Source organism: Desulfogranum japonicum DSM 18378 (genome assembly GCF_000429945.1).
In the GTDB taxonomy this organism is placed as follows: Bacteria; Desulfobacterota; Desulfobulbia; order Desulfobulbales; family Desulfobulbaceae; genus Desulfogranum; species Desulfogranum japonicum.
Genome location: NZ_AUCV01000028.1, coordinates 46,150 through 69,629, shown reverse-complemented (window position 1 = coordinate 69,629; position 23,480 = coordinate 46,150). Strand labels below are relative to the sequence as shown.

The 23,480-nt window shown below is 47.2% G+C and carries 23 protein-coding genes; 11 read left to right on the top strand and 12 right to left on the bottom strand.

From position 1 onward, the window contains the following. Positions 1-26: 26 nt before the first annotated feature. From G493_RS0113425 to def, 3 genes are all read right to left on the bottom strand, one after another. On the bottom strand, positions 27-479 hold the full coding sequence (locus G493_RS0113425; protein WP_028580820.1) for a phosphatidylglycerophosphatase A family protein: 453 nt from the start codon (positions 477-479) through the stop codon (positions 27-29). Positions 480-604: 125 nt separating this feature from the next. Next, positions 605-1,546: a methionyl-tRNA formyltransferase gene (fmt, locus tag G493_RS0113420; RefSeq protein WP_028580819.1), complete on the bottom strand. Its 942-nt coding sequence runs from the start codon at positions 1,544-1,546 to the stop codon at positions 605-607. A 281-nt stretch (positions 1,547-1,827) separates the two neighbouring features. Beyond that, positions 1,828-2,397, bottom strand: a complete 570-nt coding sequence (gene def, locus G493_RS0113415; protein ID WP_332308214.1) for a peptide deformylase — start codon at positions 2,395-2,397, stop codon at positions 1,828-1,830. Between the two features lie 148 nt (positions 2,398-2,545). Here def and G493_RS0113410 point away from each other — a divergent pair, with 148 nt between their 5' ends. The 3 genes from G493_RS0113410 to G493_RS0113400 all read left to right on the top strand — a co-directional run bounded on the left by G493_RS0113410 (position 2,546) and on the right by G493_RS0113400 (position 4,566). Next, a complete protein-coding gene (locus tag G493_RS0113410; protein ID WP_028580817.1) occupies positions 2,546-3,409 on the top strand; it encodes a YkgJ family cysteine cluster protein in 864 nt (287 codons plus the stop codon). 52 nt (positions 3,410-3,461) lie between these two features. After that, positions 3,462-4,070 carry a glycerol-3-phosphate 1-O-acyltransferase PlsY gene (gene plsY, locus G493_RS0113405; RefSeq protein WP_028580816.1) on the top strand — a complete coding sequence of 203 codons (609 nt, stop codon included), beginning with the start codon at positions 3,462-3,464 and terminating at the stop codon, positions 4,068-4,070. 166 nt (positions 4,071-4,236) lie between these two features. Next, positions 4,237-4,566: a J domain-containing protein gene (locus tag G493_RS0113400; RefSeq protein ID WP_028580815.1), complete on the top strand. Its 330-nt coding sequence runs from the start codon at positions 4,237-4,239 to the stop codon at positions 4,564-4,566. 198 nt (positions 4,567-4,764) lie between these two features. Here the strand turns inward: G493_RS0113400 and G493_RS33835 are convergent, their stop codons facing one another. Continuing rightward, on the bottom strand, positions 4,765-4,929 hold the full coding sequence (locus G493_RS33835; protein WP_153306515.1) for a hypothetical protein: 165 nt from the start codon (positions 4,927-4,929) through the stop codon (positions 4,765-4,767). A gap of 460 nt (positions 4,930-5,389) precedes the next feature. Between G493_RS33835 and G493_RS0113390 the strand changes: the two genes are divergently transcribed. Continuing rightward, positions 5,390-6,262, top strand: coding sequence for a methylenetetrahydrofolate reductase (locus tag G493_RS0113390; protein ID WP_028580813.1), 873 nt, complete (start codon positions 5,390-5,392; stop codon positions 6,260-6,262). A 231-nt stretch (positions 6,263-6,493) separates the two neighbouring features. Here G493_RS0113390 and G493_RS0113385 read toward each other — a convergent pair whose 3' ends face one another. Continuing rightward, complete coding sequence (locus tag G493_RS0113385; protein ID WP_028580812.1) at positions 6,494-7,873, bottom strand: MATE family efflux transporter; 1,380 nt, start codon at positions 7,871-7,873, stop codon at positions 6,494-6,496. Positions 7,874-8,608: 735 nt separating this feature from the next. On the opposite strand from G493_RS0113385, the gene G493_RS0113380 reads away from it, so the two are divergent. Both G493_RS0113380 and G493_RS0113375 read left to right on the top strand, forming a co-directional pair. After that, positions 8,609-10,006: a TolC family protein gene (locus tag G493_RS0113380; protein ID WP_028580811.1), complete on the top strand. Its 1,398-nt coding sequence runs from the start codon at positions 8,609-8,611 to the stop codon at positions 10,004-10,006. Further along, positions 10,003-10,428 (top strand): acyl-CoA thioesterase, encoded by a 426-nt coding sequence (locus G493_RS0113375; protein WP_028580810.1) that lies wholly within the window; start codon positions 10,003-10,005, stop codon positions 10,426-10,428. Before G493_RS0113380 ends, G493_RS0113375 begins: the two co-directional genes overlap by 4 nt. Positions 10,429-10,523: 95 nt before the next feature. Here the strand turns inward: G493_RS0113375 and G493_RS0113365 are convergent, their stop codons facing one another. Both G493_RS0113365 and G493_RS0113360 read right to left on the bottom strand, forming a co-directional pair. Then, positions 10,524-11,021 carry a TlpA family protein disulfide reductase gene (locus tag G493_RS0113365; protein ID WP_028580809.1) on the bottom strand — a complete coding sequence of 166 codons (498 nt, stop codon included), beginning with the start codon at positions 11,019-11,021 and terminating at the stop codon, positions 10,524-10,526. A 68-nt stretch (positions 11,022-11,089) separates the two neighbouring features. Further along, positions 11,090-11,788, bottom strand: coding sequence for a cytochrome c biogenesis protein CcdA (locus tag G493_RS0113360; protein ID WP_035274446.1), 699 nt, complete (start codon positions 11,786-11,788; stop codon positions 11,090-11,092). Between the two features lie 179 nt (positions 11,789-11,967). Here G493_RS0113360 and G493_RS29190 point away from each other — a divergent pair, with 179 nt between their 5' ends. Beyond that, positions 11,968-13,128, top strand: coding sequence for a (Fe-S)-binding protein (locus G493_RS29190; protein WP_084813573.1), 1,161 nt, complete (start codon positions 11,968-11,970; stop codon positions 13,126-13,128). A 76-nt stretch (positions 13,129-13,204) separates the two neighbouring features. On the opposite strand, the gene G493_RS0113350 is transcribed toward G493_RS29190, so the two are convergent. Beyond that, positions 13,205-13,909 carry a hypothetical protein gene (locus G493_RS0113350; RefSeq protein WP_028580807.1) on the bottom strand — a complete coding sequence of 235 codons (705 nt, stop codon included), beginning with the start codon at positions 13,907-13,909 and terminating at the stop codon, positions 13,205-13,207. A 326-nt stretch (positions 13,910-14,235) separates the two neighbouring features. Here G493_RS0113350 and G493_RS0113345 point away from each other — a divergent pair, with 326 nt between their 5' ends. Continuing rightward, positions 14,236-14,724, top strand: a complete 489-nt coding sequence (locus tag G493_RS0113345; RefSeq protein WP_161629826.1) for a PilZ domain-containing protein — start codon at positions 14,236-14,238, stop codon at positions 14,722-14,724. A gap of 88 nt (positions 14,725-14,812) precedes the next feature. Here G493_RS0113345 and G493_RS32225 read toward each other — a convergent pair whose 3' ends face one another. From G493_RS32225 to G493_RS0113325, 4 genes are all read right to left on the bottom strand, one after another. Continuing rightward, entirely contained in the window at positions 14,813-16,174 is a 1,362-nt protein-coding gene (locus G493_RS32225) for a vWA domain-containing protein (RefSeq protein ID WP_051309288.1), read from the bottom strand. Between the two features lie 173 nt (positions 16,175-16,347). Further along, a complete protein-coding gene (locus G493_RS0113335) occupies positions 16,348-16,818 on the bottom strand; it encodes a hypothetical protein (protein ID WP_153306514.1) in 471 nt (156 codons plus the stop codon). An 82-nt stretch (positions 16,819-16,900) separates the two neighbouring features. Next, a complete protein-coding gene (locus tag G493_RS32220) occupies positions 16,901-17,887 on the bottom strand; it encodes a helix-turn-helix transcriptional regulator (RefSeq protein ID WP_153306513.1) in 987 nt (328 codons plus the stop codon). 146 nt (positions 17,888-18,033) lie between these two features. Next, on the bottom strand, positions 18,034-18,579 hold the full coding sequence (locus G493_RS0113325) for a YbhB/YbcL family Raf kinase inhibitor-like protein (RefSeq protein WP_028580804.1): 546 nt from the start codon (positions 18,577-18,579) through the stop codon (positions 18,034-18,036). A gap of 385 nt (positions 18,580-18,964) precedes the next feature. Here G493_RS0113325 and dhaK point away from each other — a divergent pair, with 385 nt between their 5' ends. From dhaK to ptsP, 3 genes are all read left to right on the top strand, one after another. Beyond that, positions 18,965-20,026, top strand: a complete 1,062-nt coding sequence (dhaK, locus tag G493_RS0113320) for a dihydroxyacetone kinase subunit DhaK (RefSeq protein ID WP_028580803.1) — start codon at positions 18,965-18,967, stop codon at positions 20,024-20,026. Between the two features lie 267 nt (positions 20,027-20,293). Then, a complete protein-coding gene (gene dhaL / locus G493_RS0113315; RefSeq protein ID WP_028580802.1) occupies positions 20,294-20,929 on the top strand; it encodes a dihydroxyacetone kinase subunit DhaL in 636 nt (211 codons plus the stop codon). A gap of 51 nt (positions 20,930-20,980) precedes the next feature. Then, positions 20,981-23,461, top strand: a complete 2,481-nt coding sequence (ptsP, locus tag G493_RS0113310; RefSeq protein WP_028580801.1) for a phosphoenolpyruvate--protein phosphotransferase — start codon at positions 20,981-20,983, stop codon at positions 23,459-23,461. Positions 23,462-23,480 lie beyond the last annotated feature (19 nt).

Here is a 23,480-nt window from a genome sequence, read left to right as displayed (position 1 = left end):
TACCTCGAAAAATCGAGCGGCTGAAGTTACCCCAGTATCCAAAGGCCAAAAGCAAGGATCAGTAAACCATAGAGCCCGGCAATAACATCATCAAACATAATGCCGAGCCCACCATGGATGTGGGAATCGAACCAGTTAATCGGGAATGGTTTTATTATATCAAATATACGAAAGAGCACAAATCCTGCCAACGCAGGAATAATACCAAATGGCGCAATACTCAAGGTAATAAGTTGGCCAACGATTTCATCTATCACAACCAGGCCCGGGTCTCCCCTGTCAACTATTTTTTCAGCTGCACCGGCACTGGCAACCCCTATAACGAAAAGAATGCCCGTAATGACCAGATAGGTGGTCAGTGGGAGATGGCAGAGAAAAAACCAAAGAAAGACACCTACCAGCGACCCCCATGTCCCGGGAGCTTTGGGCAGGTAACCGCTATAGCCGCCGGTTGCAATAAACATAAAGAGCCTGTCCATCTATGAGTCCTCCGTGCGTGTGATGAATAATCCACATGTTCTGCTGGTATGCCGAGTGTTTGAGTAACGGTCCTGGGAGGGGACACCTCTCCTGGAGCAGTGGCCGCTAAGGGTGAGGTCAACGTTCATACAAATTGATCGCCAGGGGTAATCCTGAGGCCATTGAGGCAATCCTGCACAGGCATGCGTTTTTTGCCTTCTGGCTGAATTTCTCTGATACGAAGATAATCTGTTGCCGTTGCGATGAGCAGTCCGCTGGAATCTGCCAGGGCAATTGTTCCCGGAGGTTCTGTGGCCTGTTTGTTGACTACTTCAGGTGAAAAGAAGCGAAAGCGCTTGTCATTCAGAAATCCATAGGCAGATGGCCAGGGATCAAGGCCGCGAATCAGAGAGTGCAGCGTTTCTGCCTGCAGTGACCAGTCCAGGTGGCCCTGTTCTTTTTTCAGCATGGGGGCGTGGCTTGCCTGTGCCTCATCCTGGGGAACAGGTGTGAGGTTGCCCTGTTTAAGCTGCTCAATGGCAGTTGCCAGAGCTTTACCGCCGAGTTCTGAGAGTTTGTCAAACATGGTGCCGGCTGTATCCTCCCTCGTGACAGGAAGCTTGACTGGGTAGAGGATGTCACCGGTGTCCATGCCTTCATCCATCTGCATAATGGTAACGCCTGTTTCCGGATCACCATTCATCACCGCCCATTGGATAGGGGCAGCTCCACGATATTTCGGCAGAAGTGAACCATGGACGTTGATTGTCCCAAGTCGTGGATATCTGAGCACGCGGGAAGGCAGAATTTTTCCATACGCCACCACGACCATGAGATCGGGATTCAGTTGTTCAATGGTAGTGAAAAACTCATCGGTTTTGATGGATTCAGGCTGGAAAATTGGCAGCCCGGCAGCTTCGGCAAGCTGTTTGACCGGTGGTGGCATGAGTTTTCTGCCTCGGCCTTTTTTGCGATCAGGCTGGCAGACAACGCCAATGACATCGTCTGGACTGTCAAGGAGGGCTTGTAAAGAGGGAACAGCAAAATCCGGTGTTCCCATGAATACTATACGTAAAGGTGCAGTCATGAAAATGTTTAGGCAGGTAATGGATAAAGGTTTTTCCTAACTGAAAGAATTGTAACAGCTGTATCCTGTGAAGTTCAATAACTGGCCGGTTTTCTCTCGAGTATATGATCCTGTACCGGAGAGCCGGTCATGAAACGGTATCGCTTGACTGCATCCGGCCATTAAGAGAGCTGATGGGGTGAAAAAAACGATGGTTCCCAAAAAATTCGGTCTGGTAACAGGCGCAGAGGATACAGAAAGTCCCTTTGATGAAAGAAAACAGAAATCTTCCGGTCAATGGATCATCCTTCCCGTTGCAGGATTTTTTTCAGTTTCTTCTTATACATTGCCCGTTTGAGTGAACTGAGATGGTCAATAAACAAAGCACCGTCAAGGTGGTCCACCTCATGTTGAATGATACGGGCAAAACGGTCTTCGGCATCGAATTCCATGGGGGTGCCATCAATATTTTGCGCTGTGACATGAATTTTTTGAAAGCGTTTCACTTTGGCCTGGTATTCCAGAACGCTCAGGCATCCCTCTTCATCAATCACGCTGCCCTCTCCGTTGCTGATAACAGGGTTGACCAGTGTTATGAATTTTTTCTCGTCATCGTTTTCTGAAATATCAACGACCACGATACGTTTGGTTATGCCTATCTGGTTGGCAGCCAGTCCGACTCCAGGAGCCGCGTACATGGTTTCGCCCATATCCTGGGCCAGCTTTTTTAAATCGTCGTCAAAAAGAGTGATCTCCTCAGCCTGTTGTCGTAGGACCGGATGAGGCAGGGTAATTATTTCTCGTATAGCCATTTTCTGGATTGTAAATGAAGGAAAATATCCCCGGTCGCAAAGGGCGCGGGGATATAGCATGCTGTTCTTGCCTTTTGAGCCAATGTAACCATTCTTAAGGACACTGTAAAGAAAATGAGGTTCCTGCAGGGCCATCCCACGGGATTCTTGTCTTCCCTTTCATTTTTGTGTAGTGTTGGAGCCTTGAATTTTACTGAAGGAGTAATGTGTGCACAAAACAATGTTGAGTGAGGGACTGGGGTTACTGAGTACCCCGGTACTGCCCCTTATCTCCATGGTCGAGTTTTTTCTGCTCACCGGTGATTTTACAGCGGCAGAAGTCGTGGAACAGCTGCCGGATTCCATTGAAACGGGATACGCAAGCTATGGTGATCCCCAGAAAACACTCGCTCCCTATAGTGACTATTTATCTCGATTATCAGGCTACTTAACAGGGCAGGAGCTTCCTGCACTTGTTACAGATATAGAGGGAAACGCCCTGGACCACCATACAGCCGCCAGTCTGTTGGTACGCCAGGATATTCTGGCAGCAGAACTGGAGCGTGTGAACAGTGCTCTTTGCGCTCCCTGTAACTGTACATTATGCTGTACCGGGCCTGACGAGGATATGCAGCAGCTGTTTTTTGAAATTCCCTTGAAGGATAGAGAAGCTGCGTTGTTTCCTGTCGAGTCCATAGACAGTCCCGAATCCAGAAGATTTGCAGCCTTGGATGAACCATGTCTACAGACGGGCGGACAACCTTTTTATCAGCGTGGGGCTCCTGCTGTCATTCATTGGAAAAACGGCTGGAGCCTGGTTCTTCCCCGAAACAGCAGCTGTCCGCAGTTAGAGCCGCAAACCGGCAGGTGCCTTATCTATCCGGAGAGGCCCTGGGTATGCAGAAGACCACAGATTTTTCCGTATATTCTTGAACCCGTCCATGAGCATGACGGTTCATTGCCAGTTTTTCGGCAGCGTTCGACACTTTTAGCTGTTATGGATTGTCCTTATGTACAGGTTCTGCAGGAAGAAATTGCTGGTTATGCAGCAGCCTGTGAGCTGGAAATACTTTTTACTCACAATAAAGGGTAGTTTTTAGAGAATTTAGATAAAACTCCCTGCTTTATCTCTTGGAGAATACTACATGGAACCGGTTCACTTCCTTTATATAGCAGTATCTTATCTCATTGGCGCCATACCTTTTGGGCTGCTCGTTTCCAGGGGCAGTGGCATTGATATACGTACCCAGGGAAGTTGTAATATCGGGGCAACCAATGTTGCCAGATTACTGGGAAAAAAATTTGGCGTGATAACGTTGATCCTGGATATCTGCAAAGGCTTTGTCCCGGTTTTCGCAGTGGCACAGTTTTGCGGGGAGCATCCCCAGGCACATCTGGTTACCGCATTGTGTGGGGGCGCAACCGTTGTCGGCCATATGTTTTCTGTATACCTGGGCATGAAGGGTGGAAAAGGGGTGGCTACGGCATTAGGCGTTTTTTTCTTCCTTTCCCCGCTTGCCGTGCTTATTGCTCTGGTTCTTTTTCTGGCTGCTGTGTTTTTCTCAGGTTATGTTTCCCTGGGTTCACTCCTGGGATCGGCTTCGGTTATTATGACATTGGCGTTGCTGGGTGAACCTGGATGGAAAATTTGGCTGGCTTTCTTTGTGGTAGCACTTATCTGGGGAAAACATCACCAGAATATAGGACGTCTGCTCAAAGGTACTGAAAAAAGCTGGCAAAAGAAAAGTAACTGATTCCATGCTTCCCCTGTGTATTTACTGCATAGGCCTGGATACGGGTAAAATATTGCAGGTGGCATCTGTAAGTATCCGGTAGTATAGTTGATGTTGTAAATGGAACCAGTGAATGAGATAACTGTGAAACAGATTACATGTATATAACAAGTAGTACGGAAGTGGTATGAATCAGAAAGAATGGCAGGCCATCGAGCAGGCCGGAAAAGTTCTACAGCTTGGTGAACGCGCCACGTTGGGTGAAATAAAAAGGGCGTATTACAAACTCAGTAAACGCTATCATCCTGACCATAATGGCAATAAAGAAATGGATACCGGGCAGCGTGAGAAAATGTATAAACTCACTGCAGCATATGAATTGTTGATACGGTATTGCAATGATTACCGGTTTCCCTTGATAAAAAACAAGGCTGCTCCCATGGATGCCCATGATCCTGAACAATGGTGGATGGAGCGGTTCGGTCAGGATCCCCTGTGGGGAGGACGCAAGCGGTAATGCTACCCTGATATGGAATATCGAGTGAACGACCTGGTGTTGTGAGGCTGGGTAAATATTCTTAACTCTGGGCGGAAGCTGGCTATGTTCTGCAAATCAGGAATTTGGAAAAGACTTGGGGAGAGCAGAAAGAAGTTTTGTCACCTGGTCAGGACAGAAGACAGGTCTGAAATATGAAAAAAAAAGATCAGCAGAACACTACCCGGGGATTCTTACCTGGGATAAGTTCTTCTCCTGTTTGCCTGCGGCTACAGAATCATAGGTTGCGCAAAATTCATTGATGAGTTTTTTGCGGGCACGCACGTCCAAGAGCCAGTAGCAGGGGCTGAGCATTAATATTTTTATTGCTTCTTTTGGTGTCATTAGGCTTACCTTCCGTGGTAATTTACTCTTCTTTACCACTCTTATCGGCATTGCATATAAGAAACTTTGATAAATTTGTAAAATACTTTTGTTGTTCTGTGCCCCAAAAAAAATGATTAATTGAATGAAAATATCATGTGAAATCAAATGAAAGCCTTGCAATGAAAGGGTGAATTTCGATGTAGGCAGCGTGTGTAGCATTCCCTGAATATTTGAGCATTCTGGAGTGGAACAGATGCAATGTGGCCACCAGGTTGATACTATTCTGCGGAATATAAAGATATTCTCAACACAACGGCTGTGCCACTTCCGGAAGGCCTTCCCGACGGCCATACAAAACTGAGTTGACACACCCGTTGTGTTTTTTTACAAGGAGTAACGGGTAATTGTTTGAACTCAGCAGGCGTGGTGCCGTCACGGATTCAGGGGCCAAAAAAATTTGAAGTCATCAGGAGATTCGATGCAAATCCAGAAAAAAATATCCATGTCACCGCCCTTTGTATCACTGGAGTTCTTTCCACCCAAAAAAAAGGATGATTGGCCTTCCTTTCTGGAAACCGCCATGCGTCTCAAACAGCTCAACCCGTTGTTTGTATCGGTAACGTATGGAGCTGGCGGCTCCACCCAGGACAACACCCTGGAAATTTGTGAGCGCCTGATCAGGGAATGCGATTTTGAAGTCATGCCGCACCTGACGGGCGTTGCGGCGGATACAGAGAAAATCAATGGTTTTTTGGATGCCTTGCAGAGTCTGGGCATAGATAATGTCCTGGCCCTGCGTGGAGATCGGCCTGCCGGCATGACAACTCCTGATGAGGAATTGTTTTCGACCTATCCCTATGCTTCAGATCTGGTACGCTATGTGAGGCAAAAATGCCCCCAGATAGGTATAGGTGTGGCAGCTTTTCCTGAAGCCCATGCAGAATCAGAGAGCATTGCCGGAGATCTGCAGGTTATGCAGCAGAAAATGGAGGCCGGGGCCAATTTCGGCATTACTCAGCTGTATTTTGATAACCGTGTATATTTCGATTATGTGCAGCGATTACGGGATATGGGGGTAACCATCCCCATTATACCCGGTGTGCTTCCCATTCGTAACCTGGCATCCCTTCGTTTCATCCTTGACCTTTGCAATGCGAGGGTTCCCGGGCAGTTGATTAATGCCGTCATGCGGGCTGATGAAAAGGGGGGGAACAAAGCTGTTTATGAGGTGGGGGTAAACTATGCCCGTCAGCAGGTTCGCGACCTGCTGGCTAACGGAGCCCCTGGAGTTCACCTCTATACCCTGAACAAGGCTGATATGTGCCTGGAAGTTATGGAGGGATTATATTAACCTGAACCTGTATTCGGGTTAGGACCACGAAAAAATACATTATCCAATCTTGCTTGTCTCTCAACTCGGTAACGTCGTCGTGTCAATGGCTCAATACGGCCAGCATGGAACCATTGATGCTGCGACGTTGCCAAACCGATATCCTACGCAATTTTTGGATATGTATTATTTTCCGCGACCCTTAAGTAATAGTCTTGTGTTGAATCCTGAATCCGTGATAGCACAAACAGATCACGGATTCAGATGTATCAGATGTTCCCGTTGTTTGATGATAAGTGCAAGGCGTCTTCCCAGCAGAATGGCAGCACATAACAGACCGCAGATGAGCCCAACCCAGAATCCTTCAGGACCGGGTGTAAAAATACCAAAGCCATTGAGGCCAAGGCTGCACCCTACTGGCAGCCCTACACACCAATAGGCGAGTATGGTCAGTAGCATGGGGATTTTGGTATCCTTGCAGCCGCGAAGAGCTCCTGCACAATTGACCTGGAGGGCATCGGGGATTTGAAATACAGCTGCATAGAGTAGCAGTGTTGCGGCTAGAGAGCGAACAGCAGTGTTTTCAGTATATAAAGCTGCAATGGCGTGGTTGCCTGCAACAATACATGTTGCTGTACATAACGCGCCGCAAAATGCCAGGCCAAGACCGGTTTGCACTGTTCGCAGCAACCTGCCTGATCTTTTTCTGCCGATGGTGAAACCAACCTGCACGGCCAGAGCACTTGACAGGCTGTATGGAAGCATGAAAAGCAGGGAAGTGAAATTGAGGGCTACTTGATGTGCAGAAACCACTGTTGCCCCAAAGCGGCTCACCAGCAGTGCGATAACAGCAAAGAGAGAACATTCAATAAACAGTGAAATACCCAGGGGCATTCCAAGTTTAAGCTGTGTAAGTATTCCCCGATTAAACAGCCTGCCGTATTTTATGCCGCATTTTTTAAAGCTTGTCCTAGGATGACGTTGCAGAAGAGCATACATGGTTATGCACATGGCCAGTATGGAGATTGCTGAAGCCCAGCCACAACCAACACCTCCAAGACGGGGGAAACCCAGTTTGCCGAAAATAAGTATGTAGTTGGTCGTTATATTAACAGCCAGTCCTACAAACCCTGCAATCATGGAAAGACGTGGCAGAGATGCTCCATCTCCGCCGTTACGCAAAGCAAAGAAAAGGCCTGCAACGGGAAATCCCCAGGAAATTGCAAAAAGATATTGCCTGGTAAGGGGGATAATCTCCGGGCTTACCTGCATCCATTCGAGTACCGGCGCCATGCAGTTTACCAGGAGCATGAGCAGCACGCCAGAGAACAGGCCTATGATGCATCCCTGCTGAATGGCAGTATGCATTTCCCGTTCATCCCCTTTTCCTCTGGCCTGTGACACCAGTGGAACGACTGCTGAGAGCAAACCGATTTGAAACAGAAAGAAAGGAAAAAAAATACTTGACCCCACAGCCACTGCTGCGAGATCGTTTTTTCCTGCCCATCCGGCCATAATAGTGTCTACAACTCCCATGGCTGTCTGGGAAACCTGGGCAACAATGATAGGGATTGTCAACTGCAATAAGGTGGTAATTTCCACCAGGTACAGGGAGCGAAGTCTGGATTTCATTGTGGGTGCAATATATGAATTATTTTTTTGCGGTTGTTTTTGTGGAGTAGCCGTGACGCAAGGGAGATGAAACCGGAATGAGACCTGTTCAACGGTTGGACGTCCCGTGATTTTGCAGCAATGGAGTGCTGGGAGAAGGTCTTATTCTGTCTGTGTAGCGGGAAGCAATGTACGGTGTTCGCGAAAGAAAGAAAAGCAAGAAACTGACAGGCGGCATATTTTTCCCCGAAGATAAGAGGCTCGGAAAATAATATATATCCCAAAAATGCGCAGGATATCGGTATGGTAACCACGTCGCGTCAATGGTTTCATGCTGGCCGTATTGAGCCATTGACGCGACGATGTTATTGAGTTGAGAGACAAGCAAGAGGGGATAATGTATTTTTTCCGTGACCCTAAGCTCTATTGAACTATTTTTTATATCTTTTTTAGTTACGGTGTTTGTATATCAAACACAAAAAAGTTATCTTGTGGGGCGAGCAGATAGATATCCGGCTTGTGATGGGTAGATTTTTTTAGGATGCCGTCTGCCCATACAGGGTATAGTCTAGGAGTCTGTCAGAGAAAGCTCTTTTTCCCCATATTTGTGTTATTTTCAGAGAAACAATGCTCGCAATATCAATTATATGGCTGTGCTTGATTTCCTGAAAATGCCTTAATCTGAGAAAAAATTGCAATTCTCCGACAGACTCCTAGCCAAGATAATCAAAAACGATCAGCGTTACCGGAGTAACCATGAACACAATACGCACAATAATAGGGAGTAGCCTTATTGTCCTGCTGCTGGTGATTACATCGCAGGCAGAGGAAAACGCGGGAACCGTTCTGGACAATGTGGATGTACTGGATCTGCAAGCTGCACAAAATATCGCACTTGAAGCAAATCCTGATCTGCACGCTGCCCAGGCCCGGGTTGAACAGGCCCAGGCCCGAGTCAGGCAGGCTGTTGCTGCCTGGTGGCCCAGTCTTAATGCCACAGGCACCGCTCAGCATCAGCGGCTCTCTGACACCAATTACCAATACAATCAGATGTTGGCTTCTCTGTATGGCGGCGCAGCTGATCAGGATACGGATTCCTTTGCTGTGGGGCTGCAGGCTACCTGGGTTCTTTTTGATGGCTTTTATAGAACATTTAATAATAAGAGCTCAGAATTCGGGCAAAAATCAGCTCAGGCTGCTCTGGTGGACAGCCAGCGGCTTCTGGTGACGTCTGTTGCAGAGGCATTTTATAACGCTCAACTGGCGCAGACCAATGTGGATATTGCCCAGGCTGATGAGGCCTTTTATCTTCGCCAGCTGGAGGACGCTCAAAATCGATATGATGTAGGTGCCGGACCCTGGGGGGATATATTGAATATTAAGGTTCAGCTTAATTCAGCGCGAACCAGCCTTATGCTCAGCAAACGAGAGTTTGAGGCAGCCAGTTATGGACTGGCCGCTTTGATGGGTTTATCCGACGCCCAGTTGCCTGCACATATTCGTCTGTCCTCCCTGGATAAGGACGTTACCCTGGATGCTTCCAGTACTGAAGTCAGCAGCTTGATTCAGGATGCATTGTCCGTTCGTCCGGATGTTCGGCAGTTGGAAAAGATCGTACAGCGGGCTGAAGCCGGCACAGGCATGGCCAAGGCTCCATTTTACCCTACGGTTCAGTTGGCTGGCGATGTCACTGGTGCCCGGGAGGAAGATGCGGGCTTTACCGGTGATGATTTCGGCAACTCAATTTCCCTCAATTTGCAATGGAACCTGTTTTCCGGTGGGGAAGACAAGGCCAGGCTCTTTGAAGCCAAGCAGGTCAGACGTGAAGCAGAATATACCCTGGCCAATGTGCGTAACCAGGTTGCAGCAGAAATTCGTCAGGATGTCGCTTTGCTGGAGGCGGCCAAGGAGCAGGTGCGGCTGCAACGGGAGAGTGTCAAGCTGGTTGAGGAAAACCGTGATCTTGCAAAAAATGAGTACGAAGCTGGTGAAACTTCGCTGGTTCGCCTCAATGAAGCCCAGCGAGACCTGACTACCACCTATGGTCGACTGGCCCAGTCCCTGGTTTCATATCATTTGGCCAAGCAAAGATTGCTTGCTGCCAGTGGACATAATCTTGATACCTTTGAAGGTCGAGCACAATTACCAGAATGATACCCATTGGCACCCTTGAAATAATTGTTCCGGAGTCGGTAATCGATGTTAACGGGCATACTGGAAATGTCCAGTATGTGCAGTGGATGCAGGATGCGGCCATGCATCATTCTGCTCTCCTTGGCTGGCCTTATACGCGATATGTTGAGCATGGGGCCACCTGGATTATTCGCAGCCATAAGATTGAGTATCACCACTCCAGCTACGCGGGGGATCTGCTGCACGTGCATACATGGGTCGCAGAATTAAAAAAATTTCGCTCTCTGCGCAAATTTAAGTTCCATCGCCCTGATGATGATACGCTCATCGCCAAGGCGGAGACCCTGTTTATTTTTTGTGATATTGCAACTGGAAGGCCACAGACCATACCGGATATCGTACAGCAGTCCTATCCCCTGGTATCACAGGAGGATGAACCCTGATATCAGCAGGCATGAACAAAGATGTTGTAAGAAAGCTCTGTGTCTTTTTAGAAAAGCGGTTAGAAAATTCTGACCGCTTTTTTTTTGTTGACCGGTTATTTTGAATTCAATATTTCATAGACTTTATCTGTGATGTTTGGGGTGCCATAATTCTTGAACTGGATTACTCCTGCACTGTCAGCAACAATGATTGTGGGGACACCTACAATCCTGTACTGGTTGCTGATGGTACCTGTTTTATCGAAAATGACCGGATAATTCATTTTGGTCTTTTTTACAAAAGCCTTAGCCCTTTTGGGAGAGTCGTTGGCCCCGATATTAATGCCAATAAATTCCATTCCCTTGCTTTTATATTTTTTAACCAGCTCATTAATACGGGGTACTTCCGATTTACAGCTTGGGCACCACGACGCCCAGAAAACAATCAGCACAGGTTTTTTACCGATGATGCTATTCATCCGTATGGAACTTCCGTCAAGGGTTTTGCCATTGAATGCTGGGAGACGTTTACCGATCTCATTGGAAAGTCCAAGAGAAGGTGCGAAGGTGAAAAAGAAGGAAAACAGAACTATCAGTGCAATGCGAAAATTCATGGAATAGCCTTGTTTAAGGTTTATGAAGTTTTTGGACGTATGAAGTTACCATGTCTTATGGATAGACACTAAATAAGATACGTTCCCGCCTTAATAAAAAAGTATTCAGCCAATATCAGCATACAGAGCCCCATGATTTTTTTTATGCGTACCATCCAGAGGCCTGATCGGGGGATGGCGGCCAGGAAGCTTGAAAAGGTTCCAATGACCAGCAGTAATGTTCCCATACCCAGACTGAAAGAAAAAAGCAGTATCCCACCAGTACCCAGGTTCTGAGTTGAGGCGACATAGGTAAGCAGAACTCCGAGAACAGGCGCGGTACAGGGACCTGCGACTAGGGCTGAGGATATGCCGGCAATAAAAACACCGGGAACGCCTTGCCATTTCGTTGTGAATGAACTGGCAACGGTAGGCAGCTCAAATACATCCAGCATACTGAGAGCAAACAATAGAATGAGGTTGGCTACTACGATCAGGGTCCATGGGTTGGTGCTTACAGATCCAAAAAAATGACCGGTGGCAGCTGCGAATATCCCAAGCAGTGCATAGGTTAAGGCCATGCCGGCCACATAACTCAAAGATAACAGAAACCCCCGTAGCTTTGAACCCCCAAGATTCGAATGGCTTATAACTCCGGCCGTGATCGGGATCATGGGATAAATGCAGGGCGTCAGACTGGCCAGGAGCCCACCCAGATAGGCTATCCCCAGGGATAACAGAAGAGATGTTTGTAATGTTGTTTCAAGCTGACTAAGAAGGTTTTCCACCTGGACCTCGTAGACAGGATTTGTATGGATAATTCAGAAAAAAAGCTGGGCACATTCACCTGCTTGTAAGTCGAACCGTTAAGCCTCATGGGTAACTTGTGCTTACATATTTCGCAATAACAGTTTACCTGGAGACTGAAGATAATTGTAACCGTTAACCTGGGAAAGTAAAGGCGCTGATGGAAGGGAATGGAGAGAAAGCAAAAAGGTTGTGTGCGCATATGGGAGCTCATTGCACCCAGTGTGGGATATGCGTTGGAAAATGTCGTTTTCTGAAGAATTTTGGTAACCCAAAAGTCTTGGCTGCCAGTTGGATAAACGGTGTTGGAGATGTAAATCCTTTCTTCTGCAGTCTTTGCAGATTATGCAGCAGTGTTTGTCCACAGGGACTTGACCCCGCAGAAATGGTGTTGGCCGTACGTACTCTTTACATTGAGGAAGGGGAGGGGCGGTATTCTGCCCATGGACCTTTGCGATTTTGGGAAAAAGCAGGATCTTCATCATTGCTCAGTTGGTATGGTTTGCCGACCGGATGTCGGGCTGTCTATTTTCCTGGTTGTTCATTGCCAGGGACAAGACCGAAGGTCTTTCAGCAACTTTTTTACACATTGGCAGCAAACATAGAACATCTCGGTCTTGTACTTGATTGCTGTGCGCGGCCTTCCCACGATCTCGGAGACGTATCTGCGGCAGAATCACAAGTGCGTGACATGTGCAGCGTGCTCCGGAAGGCAGGGGTCGAAACCATCTATGTCAGCTGTCCTGGCTGTTACTCCATGCTGTCATCCCAGGCCGGGTCTCTCCGTATACGAACAATATACGAGTATCTTGACACTTGCGAGCATCTGGTATTACCTGTTTTTGAAGGAACCGCCACTGTGCATGATTGCTGTGTTACCCGGGATCATCAGGAACTCCATGAAGCTGTTCGCTCTTTACTGAGTAGGATGGGAATACAGTGTCATGAAATGCAACACACAGGATCCCATACCATTTGCTGCGGGGAGGGGGGAGGCGTACATCTGCTCGATGCAGAGTTGGCCGGGGCATGGGGACAGATTCGTCAGCAGGAGTTTACCGCGATTTCAGCGCTCACAGTCGTTACATACTGTGGTGGATGTAGCGAATATCTTGGCAGGCATATGACGACCTGCCATATTCTGGATTTGCTGTTTGGTAAAGTGACGCTGCTCGAACAGCGGCCCAGGGTGTGGGCAAGCCCCTGGTTGTATCTTGTCCGGCTGGCCGTTAAATGGAGTTTTCAGCACCGTATGCATGCGGCGCATCGTGGTTGTCGCAACCGGCAGGGAAAAATACAGTTACAGCCACCACCCTCATAGGTGGTGGCTGTGGCATATTCTGCAGTTTACGTTTTGAGCCTGCGGAAGCCAGGTATGGTGCCTGAAACAGAATGGGCTAGAATGTATAGCTCAAGGTAAGGGAAGCCACAGGATAATATTGAAAATTTTCCAGATCATCCTCAATGGCCTGTTGTTCTTCTTTCAGGAATTGCTGTACTTCAGGATGATTTGCCAAGACATCAAAAGGTTCATCTGCAGTAACTGTTAAGGATGAGACCGAAGGGCTTCCCTGGAACAGTACGCCTATTTCAAAGGCAAGACCCCAGCCTTCTTTTTTTTCTGTATTGCTATTCCAGCCCATTCCCACATAGGGCGCCAGGGTGTTGAAATCCACTGAACCATGAACTCTGATAGAATCGGCATAGGATCGATATGCTTCATAACCTGCCGGGATCGCGTCCCAATATTCAGAATCACTTCGAGGTGTTCCCGTCAGGTCGATGTTATTATCATTGAGAAACAGTCCTCCGGTGAGGCGAAAAGCGCCCCCAAACGGATACCAGTCCAAAAGGAGAGAGGCGTTTTTGAACTCAGGCTCCATTTCATAATCGATATTTGAAATGGTTGAATCAAAGGAAAATTTCAAAAGGTTGACCCCACCACGCAGGTGAAGATAGTCATTCAATCCTATATCCGCTTCTCCGCCAACACCGAGTGTGCCCCCTTTGGCACCAACAGTAACAGACCCTGGCTCGGCCAAGGCAGAAGTTTGAGAGATTATGATTAGTAGCAAGCCGGCAAATAATGTCAGTTTGTTCATATGCGTCCCTGTAATTATGAATGATGTGTGCGCATAATATGCAAGTTATGACCCATTTTGTATTATGAATACGTTGTCATGAAATTGTTACAGTATTATAGTTGGCTTATGTCAGTGATCCCGCTTTTACGCGGGTGGCTGGATGGAATGTGAGCCGATATGTTTTACAAAGAGTGCCAAATTGCTGACACGGGACGAGGGTATATTGACAGGCCATGATCCAGCAAGTACACACTGAGCCTTTGAACATGGATTTTTTTTTTGCCCGGGAAAGAAATAACATATCAGAAACTGTTGCTATAGTTTTGCATCTTAAGGCGGCGAATATGAGTAATCAAAAGGCGGTACAGTACAGCGTCAGTCAATTAGGAACTATTATCGTCATGTGTCCATCATGTGAAAAAGTTCGTATCGTTGATGTGGAAAAATTGAAGCGAAAAAAGCATTGTGTACAGGTGAGGTGTTCGTGCGGAAAGATTTTTCCCATCCAGATTGATTTTCGACAGTCTTCTCGTAAAAAAGTACATCTGTATGCTGAGTATGTGAACGATTCACAGTATACGCGAAAGATGCGAACAGGTATTGTTGCAGATCTTTCCCTGGGAGGTTTAGCGCTCAATATCTATGATGATCAGGTGGTTCGACTGCATGATACGCTGAGAGTTGTTTTCCGTTTGGATAATCAACAAAACAGGGAAATTCAGAAAAGGATGAAAGTGGTTCATCTGGATAGCAAAAAGCGGCGTGTAGGCTGTAAATTTGAAAGAGCTGAAAAGAGGAATCATGATACTATGTTACGTGGTTACCTCTGCTAAGTTCACCGGTTAACAGATAGGTATTGTTTCCAATGTTCCCGGGAAATCCCAGAAAAGGAAATCCCGAAAACATTCTGATGCAGCAGGTTCAGCATCCTTCTATGACATAGCTTTTATGTTTTATTCGTTTCTCAATTCTGGCCCTGTCTGCGGAATTATGGGAATTATGTAAAGAGTTGCTGAATTTTTTCGTCTGTTCCATTTCTTTCTGAATTCTTTTTCCCTGCACTGGGCTTGTTGAAAGTTGTTCCATGGCACTATTCAGTTGTTTTTTCGCTTCTCTAATATCCCCGCGGGAGATAGCTGTGGCAGCGTCTTTTCTGGCCCTGTCTGCATGGAAAACCGCTGAGCGTTCCATCACTCCAGGATCGGAAAAACGATCAATATTATCCCCATATTTACCCGAGACAACGGAGAGTTTCTGCTGTTTTGAAAACAGTTTCCCACTTCCTGGGATTCGATATGTGGTAAAGAGGGTGCCAACTTCATGTATGCCTGGAGCAAAAGCAGGGAACTGTACATGCAGTTGTATTCGGCGAAGTTCTCCAGCTGCGAGGTCGCCGGCCTGAATCGTTATATTTGGACCATGGGTCTGATAACTGTTGGCAAAGATTTCTGTCATTTCGACACCTGGAGCAAGCTGAAGATGCAGTTCGACATCTTTTGCTGCAAGATAGCGGAGATTGCGCAATTCCTGGTTGAAAATATCAGCCAGCTGTGCAGGTTCTTCGACATAGTAGTACATGCCTCTGCCACGTTCTGAAAGCTCGGCCATCAGGTCTTCATTAAACTGGTAGCCAACACCACAGGTTGAGAGAGATATACCCTCTCTGGCATGTTGCTCAGCAATTTCTGCCAGTTGAAAGGATGATGTGATTCCCCTGTTGGCAAGGCCATCGGAGAGCAGAAATACCCGGTTGATCGCAGTGGGATCAAAGTGGAGTTTGATTTCTTCGTACCCGGCTTCCAGTCCTCCGCTGAGATAGGTGTTACCACCTGGCTCCAGGGAATCAATAAGGTGATAGATAGATGCTCTCCTTGATGCCGGCATCGAAGAAAAATGTATTTCCACGGAATCGCTATAGGTTATCAAAGAAAAACGGTCTCCAGGCTGCAAGCCGCCTAACATCTCTTTCGCTGCTTTTTTGACCATCTCCAGTTTGCCTTCACTACCCATGGACCCAGAGCGATCTATCACCAGGCAAAGATTGAGGGGACTTCTTGTGTCTTGGTCTGAATACGAAACGTTTTCAGGGACTGTTACCAACAGCTCGAGATAACGATCAGTGAGCATTTGCTGCTCCACCTTGGGATTGTCCCACTGTACGGTTGTGGAGAGTTGGGTAGTATTTCCCGCATAGATGATAGGTGGGATGAGCAGAATACTACAGAGAGTGAACACTACCTGGCGGTAAGTGGTTCTGTAAAGTTTCGAGAGACTGGAGCCCATGATAACCTCCTTGTATCTTGTTTCAGTAAAGTGGTGTGTGTGTCCTTACACGCTACTGTAGCTTTTCTGAAAAAAAGGAGAAGGGCGTATCACCTGACATCAATATAGATATCAATGATTTCAGTATGTTGACCAGGGCTTGTCTGGTAGCTGTTTGGGAAGAATACTGATGTTCAGCACCCTTCTATAGCGCGTCGTTTCATCGGGAGAGGGCTTAACGAAAAGATGTTGCTTTGGCCAGTCTGGTCCAAAAACAGGACTTCAGCAGAAATATTTTTAGCATCTATTCTCTTTGCAAGGGTGATTTTGAGAGAAAGGTGTCCTGGCTGCACATCGTCGAAAAGCCATTTCAATGTGCCTGTTTCTTTATCGTAGCTACTGTAGTCCGGCGATGTTTTAACGACATCTGTGCCTTTGGGAAGGTATTGGAGAACGATAACCGCTGCTGGCGGATCTTGTGGAATGACTATCTTGTGGATAATTCTGTTACCTTTGACTTTGTATCTTCCGATAATATCCTGCCCTAAAGCAGTCGAACATGGTGTACAGGACAACAGGACACCAAGGACAAGGACCATATGGAGTGCACGTTTTTTGAGCTGGCCCAGTAATTTCATTATATTGACGATTTGCTGTACGGTCATGATGTTTCTTGTGACTGGTATTTGGTAATAGATCTCCATCTGCTCCTTCCTTTAAATGCACAGGTTGTTTTTACAGCCGTTGCTATAGATTATTACCGGCATGTTCGAGTTTTTGAGTATGGTGAATTTTACCTGAATCATGGTCCCAAAAATAACCTTGATCTGCCCATATGGTTTTAATCTGCTTCAGGCCGATGGGCATTTGGCCATGTTCTGAAAAAAGTTCGTAAATAGTAAGCATTTCATGATCATCGATAAGGTTGTCCTGGTTTTGATCAGCCCAATGATATGGTGATACAGTGACAATCGTTTTACCGCTGATTTCGTTTTGGACGGACTCGTTACCATACATAATGATATCCCCGGAAAAATGCAGGATATTGTCAAGCGGGATGATTTTTTCAGGTTCAAGTATATAGATGAATGTGAGGTAACGGTTTTTTCCCTTTTTTCCCATCCATTTGAGTTTGTGCTGATCATTGTTATGATCCGATGCCGGAGGAGATGTCTGAACCACTCTGCACCCACCTGGTATTTCTTCACGCAGCATAAAAGAGCCGTGCAAGGAGTTTGTATCTACCCTGATTATGACAGGAAATGATTGATTAGGCAGGATGTGATCAGGAAGATAGCGAAAGGTGGATAGCTCACTGGAGATAGATAGGGTGCCTGTCCAATCTTTTTTAACCCAGAGAGTCAGAAGGAGACTGAAAAGGACACCCAGGGATATGTATACTGTCTTCTTCTTGAAAAGGCTGAAATACAGTACGTTGGTTGTTGTCTTGTGGACAGATGCTGGACAGCAGGTGTCTTTGTCTGGATGCAGACTCAGATGTTCAAGGGGAACTTCTAAAGCTTCGGCGAGTTTGAGAGCATTTTCCTTTTTTATGGAAGGATATGCTCTGTTTTCCCAGCGCGAGATCGTTTCTGTGGTTACACCAACAGCTGTGGCTAGATAAAGCTGGGTAAGATTCTGTTTTTCGCGAAACTGTTTGATCTGCTTGCCGTCGATACAGATAACGGAATCATTGTCCATGTTGAGAATATATGTTGAAATCTGACTGCTCACAGGGAATTTTTTTATGCCCCTGCCTGTGTGGTGTGTATCATACAATAGATCGGGGAATAAGTGGAGACTGTTCTTTGGGGAGAAAAAAGTGGAGAAGCGGACCACCGGTTAGGACTGTCCGGTGGTCTGGGGAATAACTATGTGGATTATCTACCGTACGTAACGCTGACTTCAGCTTTTCCCAGTTGGTGGGAATGGATATAGTAACCAACCATTGCACCAGGAGCATCCTGGTCCAGCGGTAATGTAGCAACATCCAATGCCCAGACGGTAAATTGGTAGCGGTGGGGCTTTTCACCAACTGGCGGACATGCTCCTCCGTAGCCGGTTGCACCGAAGTCGGTTCGACTCTGGATAGTTCCAACTGGAAGAGTCTCCTGGTTCATCCCCAGTGGAAGACCATGCACGGTGGCAGGGATGTTAAAAACGACCCAGTGCCACCATCCGCTTCCGGTAGGAGCATCGGGATCAAAGACCGTCAAAGCAAAGCTCTTGGTTCCTTCAGGTGCTCCAAACCAATCCAGTTGGGGAGATATATTTTTACCACTGCAGCCAAAACCGTTAAAAACCTGTTCTTCCTGCATGGTGCCGTCAGGGGACAATTGAGGGCTGGTCAGGGTGAATTCCTTTGCAAAAGTGGGGGCACAAGTAACAAACATGAGTAAGAGGATACAACCCAGGATTCGTTTCATTTTTATTTTCTCCTTGTAGTGATAGAGGCATGAAAAGGCGACATTCTTTATTTGCTTGGGGGAATGTAGCCTTTCATATCTTAAGGCTTGTGGAAAAAATAGATTGTCCAATTGAATTGGTCGATTAACTCGTGAACATGAGCCAATAGCCTGCGCAATTTTTGGAGAAGTATTTTTTTCCACGATCCTGAACGGATAATCGTACTCATTTGCTGACCCCTGCGCAATCTGTTTGTAGAGAAATACATTATATACTAATATGTTACATCGCCTTTGTGCTGTGTTGTGAACACCCACAGGCAGGTGTTGTGCTGGGCCGGCCATCAAAAATTGACGTCGGTATTATTGTCGTATTGGAGCAGGAGATGCCAACAGGGAGGCAGAGATGAAAAAATTAATCAATGATGTGGATAATGTTGTTGTGGAGCAATTGCAGGGGATGGCCTTAGCGCATCCTGAGCTGAAGGTCAACATCGACCCGCATTATATCTGTCGGGCAGTGACGGGTGACAAGGTTGCTGTTGTCTCAGGAGGAGGTTCCGGGCATGAGCCCATGCACGGTGGCTTTGTGGGATATGGGATGTTGGATGGTGCATGTCCCGGTGAGGTGTTCACTTCCCCAACTCCTGACCAGATGTACGAATGCGCAAAGGCCGTAGAAAATGGAAAAGGAGTACTTTTCCTGGTAAAAAATTATACCGGCGATGTGATGAATTTCGAAACCGCAGCCGAGTTGGTCGCCGCAGAAGGCATTGCCGTACAGAGTATTCTTGTGGATGATGATGTGGCTGTAAAAGATAGCTTATATACCGCAGGAAGAAGAGGCGTGGGGCTGACTGTTCTGATGGAAAAGATCGTAGGTGCGGCAGCAGAGGCTGGTTGTGACCTTGATACTTGTGCAGATCTGGCGAGAAAGGTGAACCTCAATGGCCGTTCCCTGGGAATGGCATTGACATCCTGTACCGTGCCTGCTGCAGGGAAACCGACATTTGAACTCGGTGAGCAGGAAATAGAAATAGGTATTGGAATTCATGGTGAACCAGGTATTGAGCGGGCAACCATGAAATCCGTTGATGAGATAACAGAAATTCTTACGACAAGAATACTCGCAGATAAGGGATATACCAGAACCATACGTGAATGGGACAGGGTGGCCAATGACTGGGTGGAAAAAGAACTGGTTGATGAAGATTTGAATTCCGGGGACCAGGTCATCGCCTTTGTCAACAGCATGGGAGGAACCCCTCTTTCAGAACTCTATGCGGTCTACCGGAAACTTGATGAGATATGCACGGCGAAGGGAATAACAATAGTTCGTAATCTCATCGGTCCCTATATTACTTCACTGGAAATGCAGGGCTGTTCCATCACCTTGCTGAAAGTTGACGAAGAATTGCTGAAATACTGGGATGCTCCGGCACAGACTCCGGGGTTTGTAGCGCGGTAAAAGATGTGCCTGAAAGAGATAGTGCCGGTTCATACATGGTCCTTTCAAGGAATCGTTCCTCGCTTGCCGGCCCGATAGCTGTGTAATCTGAAAAAAAGGTCCTTGAAGGCAAGCGAAGACACGAATATCTGCGATCTGTGTGTGGTAGAATTTTGAAGGTTCCCCGGGGTGTTTGCTTACCTGCTTTCGAATGGTGATTTTCATTTGTGGACAGACACTCAATAACCCGGTGGTTGTTATTGCAACCACCGCAATGCGGAGGTACGCATGGGAGTAAAAAAGGAAGAAATTGTTTTCTGGCTGGAGCGAGTGGCTGAAGTCATGGCTGCAAATAGAGAGTATTTGACAGAGCTTGATTCTGCAATAGGTGACGCAGATCATGGCATCAATATGCACAGAGGGTTTGACAAGGTCAAAGCCTCATTGCCTGAGTATGCTTCAGGTGATATAGGTAATATTCTGAAAACAACAGGGATGAAGTTGATGTCCAGTGTAGGTGGAGCCAGTGGCCCTCTTTATGGCACTTGCTTCATGCGCAGTGGTATGGCCCTTGCGGGAAAAGAAGAATTGGATTGCGCTGATTTGCTTGTTTTGTTGAAAAATTGTACGGAAGGGATTGTTCAACGTGGTAAGCCTAATCCCGGAGATAAGACCATGTATGATGTCTGGTTGCCAAGTGTGCAGGCCTACGAACAAGCAGCATCTGAAAATGGTAACAATGTATTGGCGTCTTTACAGGCTGCTGTACAGGCAGCCAGGGAGGGGATGACTGCAACCATTGAGATGCTGGCGAAAAAAGGGCGGGCAAGTTATCTTGGGGAACGAAGCGTAGGACATCAGGATCCAGGTGCCACGTCTTCATATCTGATGCTTCAGGCTTTACTGGATGTCATCAATACATAATCCTCTGTTGTTACCGGAGTATAACTGCCCCATGCGAGCAGGAGTGAAAGAATGGTCGGAATAGTGGTAGTTTCCCATAGCCGTACTCTGGTTGCCGGTCTGAAGGAACTGGTTGCCCAGATGGTTCCACAGATGGAACAGATAGCCTTTGTGGGAGGGATTGATGATCCTGAAAATCCCATAGGCACTGATCCAATGCAGGTCATGGATGCCATAAACAGGGTTGCCGGACGAGATGGTGTCCTGGTGCTTATGGATCTCGGGAGTGCTCTGTTAAGTGCTGAGACTGCACTGGATTTTCTCGATACAGAGGTAAAAGAACTGGTTCGACTCAGCCCGGCTCCGGTTATTGAGGGAACTCTTGTTGCTGCAATTCAGGCATCTTTGGGGGCAAACCTGGAGGTTGTGGCCAGGGAAGCTGAAAATGCTCTTCGGGCAAAGAACAGTCAACTTGGATATGAAGCTGTATCCACCCTGCCAGAAGAAAACATTACACCCCGTGGCCTTGAACTGCGACTGGTTATCCATAATCCCAATGGACTCCATGCCCGTCCTGCATCCCGGCTTGTCGGCTGTGCAGGATCTTTTCAAGCAGATATCAGTGTAGAAAAAGATGGTAAACTGGTGAATGCAAAAAGCATTAACCAGGTTACCACATTAGGCATCCGCCAAGGGGAAACTGTCATTTTTCGTTTCCAGGGAGAGGACGCAGAAGCGGCCAGAGAAGCAGTCAGAAAATTACATGGGGAATCTTTTGGCGAATCATCTGCTGTCTTTGTGGCTGAACCTCTTGCCATGCCGAATACGCTTTCCGTCGAAATGGAAGACGGCCTGTGCGGTATTCCGGTTTCAGAGGGTATTGTAATTGGTGTCGCAGCATTACCGGATATAAGAGTGCCTGATGTGGAACTGGTCTTGTGTGATGATGTGGATGCTGAGGTCGCACGACTGGAGAAAGCCCAACTTCTCGCCATAGAGGAATGTGAACAGCTGGAGCAAAAAGCTGAGCAGGATTTTGGAAGTGAGGAAGCTGACATCTTCACCTTTCATAAGTTGTTGCTGCAAGATGCCGAGACTCGGCAGGCTGCAAAAAAGCTCATTACTGAAGAAAAATATTCTGCTGAATATGCCTGGAAGACGGTTACTGATGGGGTCGCTGAAGAATATCGTAACATTGACGACGATTATCTGCGCTTGCGTGCAGCAGATGTGGTCGACATTCAACGGGCTGTCCTTGTTCAACTTTCTGATATCTTTACACCTTCATTTGATTTTGAAGAGCCGGTCATACTTATTGTTCATGACTTGTCTCCTTCCGAAGTGGCAGGACTCCCTAAAGATAAGATTCTAGGTCTGTGTCTGGCTGCAGGTGGCCCGACTTCCCATGCTGCCATCATTGCAGGCTCCCGTGGAATACCAACGATAACCGGAATTATGGAGGCCCTCTCTCTTGTCAAGGATGGACAAACCGTTATTCTTGATGGAGGAAGCGGGTGTCTCTATCCCCATCCTGATAAGAGAACGCTTGCAGAGTATTATTTCAGGCAAAGAGAACAGGAACACAAACGGCAGATACTTAGAGAGCAAAGCCATGGACCGGCTATTACCAGGGATGGTGTTGAAATTCAGATTGCTGCCAATATTGCAGGGACTCCAGACCTCGCGCTGGCTCTGGAGTATGATGCCCGTGGGATAGGGTTGTTTCGCACAGAATTTCTTTTTCTTGATCGGGATGCGTCACCTGACGAGGAGGAGCAGTATCATATTTACCGAACAGTTGGCCAGGAGATGCAAAACAGACCGGTAATAATTCGTACCCTGGACATCGGAGGGGACAAACCTGTCACCTACCTGCACAGCGAAAAGGAAAGGAATCCTTTTCTCGGCCTGCGCGGAATTCGTTTTACCCTTGCTAATCAGGAGCTGTTCCTTTGTCAGTTGCGCGCTATCCTGCGGGCATCCCATGGAAACGGTATTCACATTATGTTTCCCATGGTTGGCACTGTTCAGGAACTGAAAGATGCCATCGCCCTGTTGGAAATAGCCAAACGACAGGTTCGTGGTAATCAGCAAAGCTATAACAATGACATACCGGTTGGTATCATGATCGAAGTACCCTCAGCTGTGGCGGTTGCCGATCAGCTGGCACCTTTGGTGAATTTTTTCAGCATTGGTACCAATGATCTCAGTCAATATGTGATGGCTGCAGAACGTGGCAATCCGCGGGTGGCATTGCTTCCTGATCCTCTGCATCCCGCTGTGCTGCGAATGATGAAAATGGCCATTGATGCCGCGCATCGTTGCAATATTCATGTCGGAATGTGCGGGGCTTTAGCTGGTATGCCCAAGGCTGCTGGGTTGCTTATCGGATTAGGGGTGGATGAATTGAGCATGAATGCCCCGATGATTCCAGGACAGAAGGGCGCTGTTCGGGATATACACACCATTGAAGCCCAAAAAATTGCAGAGCAGGCCCTGGCCATGACTTCACCTGAGGAGGTGAGAACCCTGCTGCAAATGGATGAAGGTTGATCGTCACCACGTTAATGGA

What these genes read in the sequence shown, in the direction of transcription:
- dhaK (WP_028580803.1), top strand. Translation starts at nt 18,965, where the DNA reads ATGAAAAAATTAATCAATGATGTGGATAATGTTGTTGTGGAGCAATTG.
- fmt (WP_028580819.1), bottom strand. Translation starts at nt 1,546, where the DNA reads ATGACTGCACCTTTACGTATAGTATTCATGGGAACACCGGATTTTGCT.
- G493_RS0113325 (WP_028580804.1), bottom strand. Translation starts at nt 18,579, where the DNA reads ATGAAACGAATCCTGGGTTGTATCCTCTTACTCATGTTTGTTACTTGT.
- plsY (WP_028580816.1), top strand. Translation starts at nt 3,462, where the DNA reads ATGGAACCGGTTCACTTCCTTTATATAGCAGTATCTTATCTCATTGGC.
- G493_RS0113425 (WP_028580820.1), bottom strand. Translation starts at nt 479, where the DNA reads ATGGACAGGCTCTTTATGTTTATTGCAACCGGCGGCTATAGCGGTTAC.
- G493_RS0113350 (WP_028580807.1), bottom strand. Translation starts at nt 13,909, where the DNA reads ATGAACAAACTGACATTATTTGCCGGCTTGCTACTAATCATAATCTCT.
- G493_RS0113385 (WP_028580812.1), bottom strand. Translation starts at nt 7,873, where the DNA reads ATGAAATCCAGACTTCGCTCCCTGTACCTGGTGGAAATTACCACCTTA.
- G493_RS29190 (WP_084813573.1), top strand. Translation starts at nt 11,968, where the DNA reads ATGGAAGGGAATGGAGAGAAAGCAAAAAGGTTGTGTGCGCATATGGGA.
- dhaL (WP_028580802.1), top strand. Translation starts at nt 20,294, where the DNA reads ATGGGAGTAAAAAAGGAAGAAATTGTTTTCTGGCTGGAGCGAGTGGCT.
- G493_RS0113345 (WP_161629826.1), top strand. Translation starts at nt 14,236, where the DNA reads ATGAGTAATCAAAAGGCGGTACAGTACAGCGTCAGTCAATTAGGAACT.
- G493_RS0113365 (WP_028580809.1), bottom strand. Translation starts at nt 11,021, where the DNA reads ATGAATTTTCGCATTGCACTGATAGTTCTGTTTTCCTTCTTTTTCACC.
- ptsP (WP_028580801.1), top strand. Translation starts at nt 20,981, where the DNA reads ATGGTCGGAATAGTGGTAGTTTCCCATAGCCGTACTCTGGTTGCCGGT.
- G493_RS32225 (WP_051309288.1), bottom strand. Translation starts at nt 16,174, where the DNA reads ATGGGCTCCAGTCTCTCGAAACTTTACAGAACCACTTACCGCCAGGTA.
- G493_RS33835 (WP_153306515.1), bottom strand. Translation starts at nt 4,929, where the DNA reads ATGACACCAAAAGAAGCAATAAAAATATTAATGCTCAGCCCCTGCTAC.
- G493_RS0113380 (WP_028580811.1), top strand. Translation starts at nt 8,609, where the DNA reads ATGAACACAATACGCACAATAATAGGGAGTAGCCTTATTGTCCTGCTG.
- G493_RS0113400 (WP_028580815.1), top strand. Translation starts at nt 4,237, where the DNA reads ATGAATCAGAAAGAATGGCAGGCCATCGAGCAGGCCGGAAAAGTTCTA.
- G493_RS0113335 (WP_153306514.1), bottom strand. Translation starts at nt 16,818, where the DNA reads ATGACCGTACAGCAAATCGTCAATATAATGAAATTACTGGGCCAGCTC.
- G493_RS0113390 (WP_028580813.1), top strand. Translation starts at nt 5,390, where the DNA reads ATGCAAATCCAGAAAAAAATATCCATGTCACCGCCCTTTGTATCACTG.
- def (WP_332308214.1), bottom strand. Translation starts at nt 2,397, where the DNA reads ATGCTATATCCCCGCGCCCTTTGCGACCGGGGATATTTTCCTTCATTT.
- G493_RS0113375 (WP_028580810.1), top strand. Translation starts at nt 10,003, where the DNA reads ATGATACCCATTGGCACCCTTGAAATAATTGTTCCGGAGTCGGTAATC.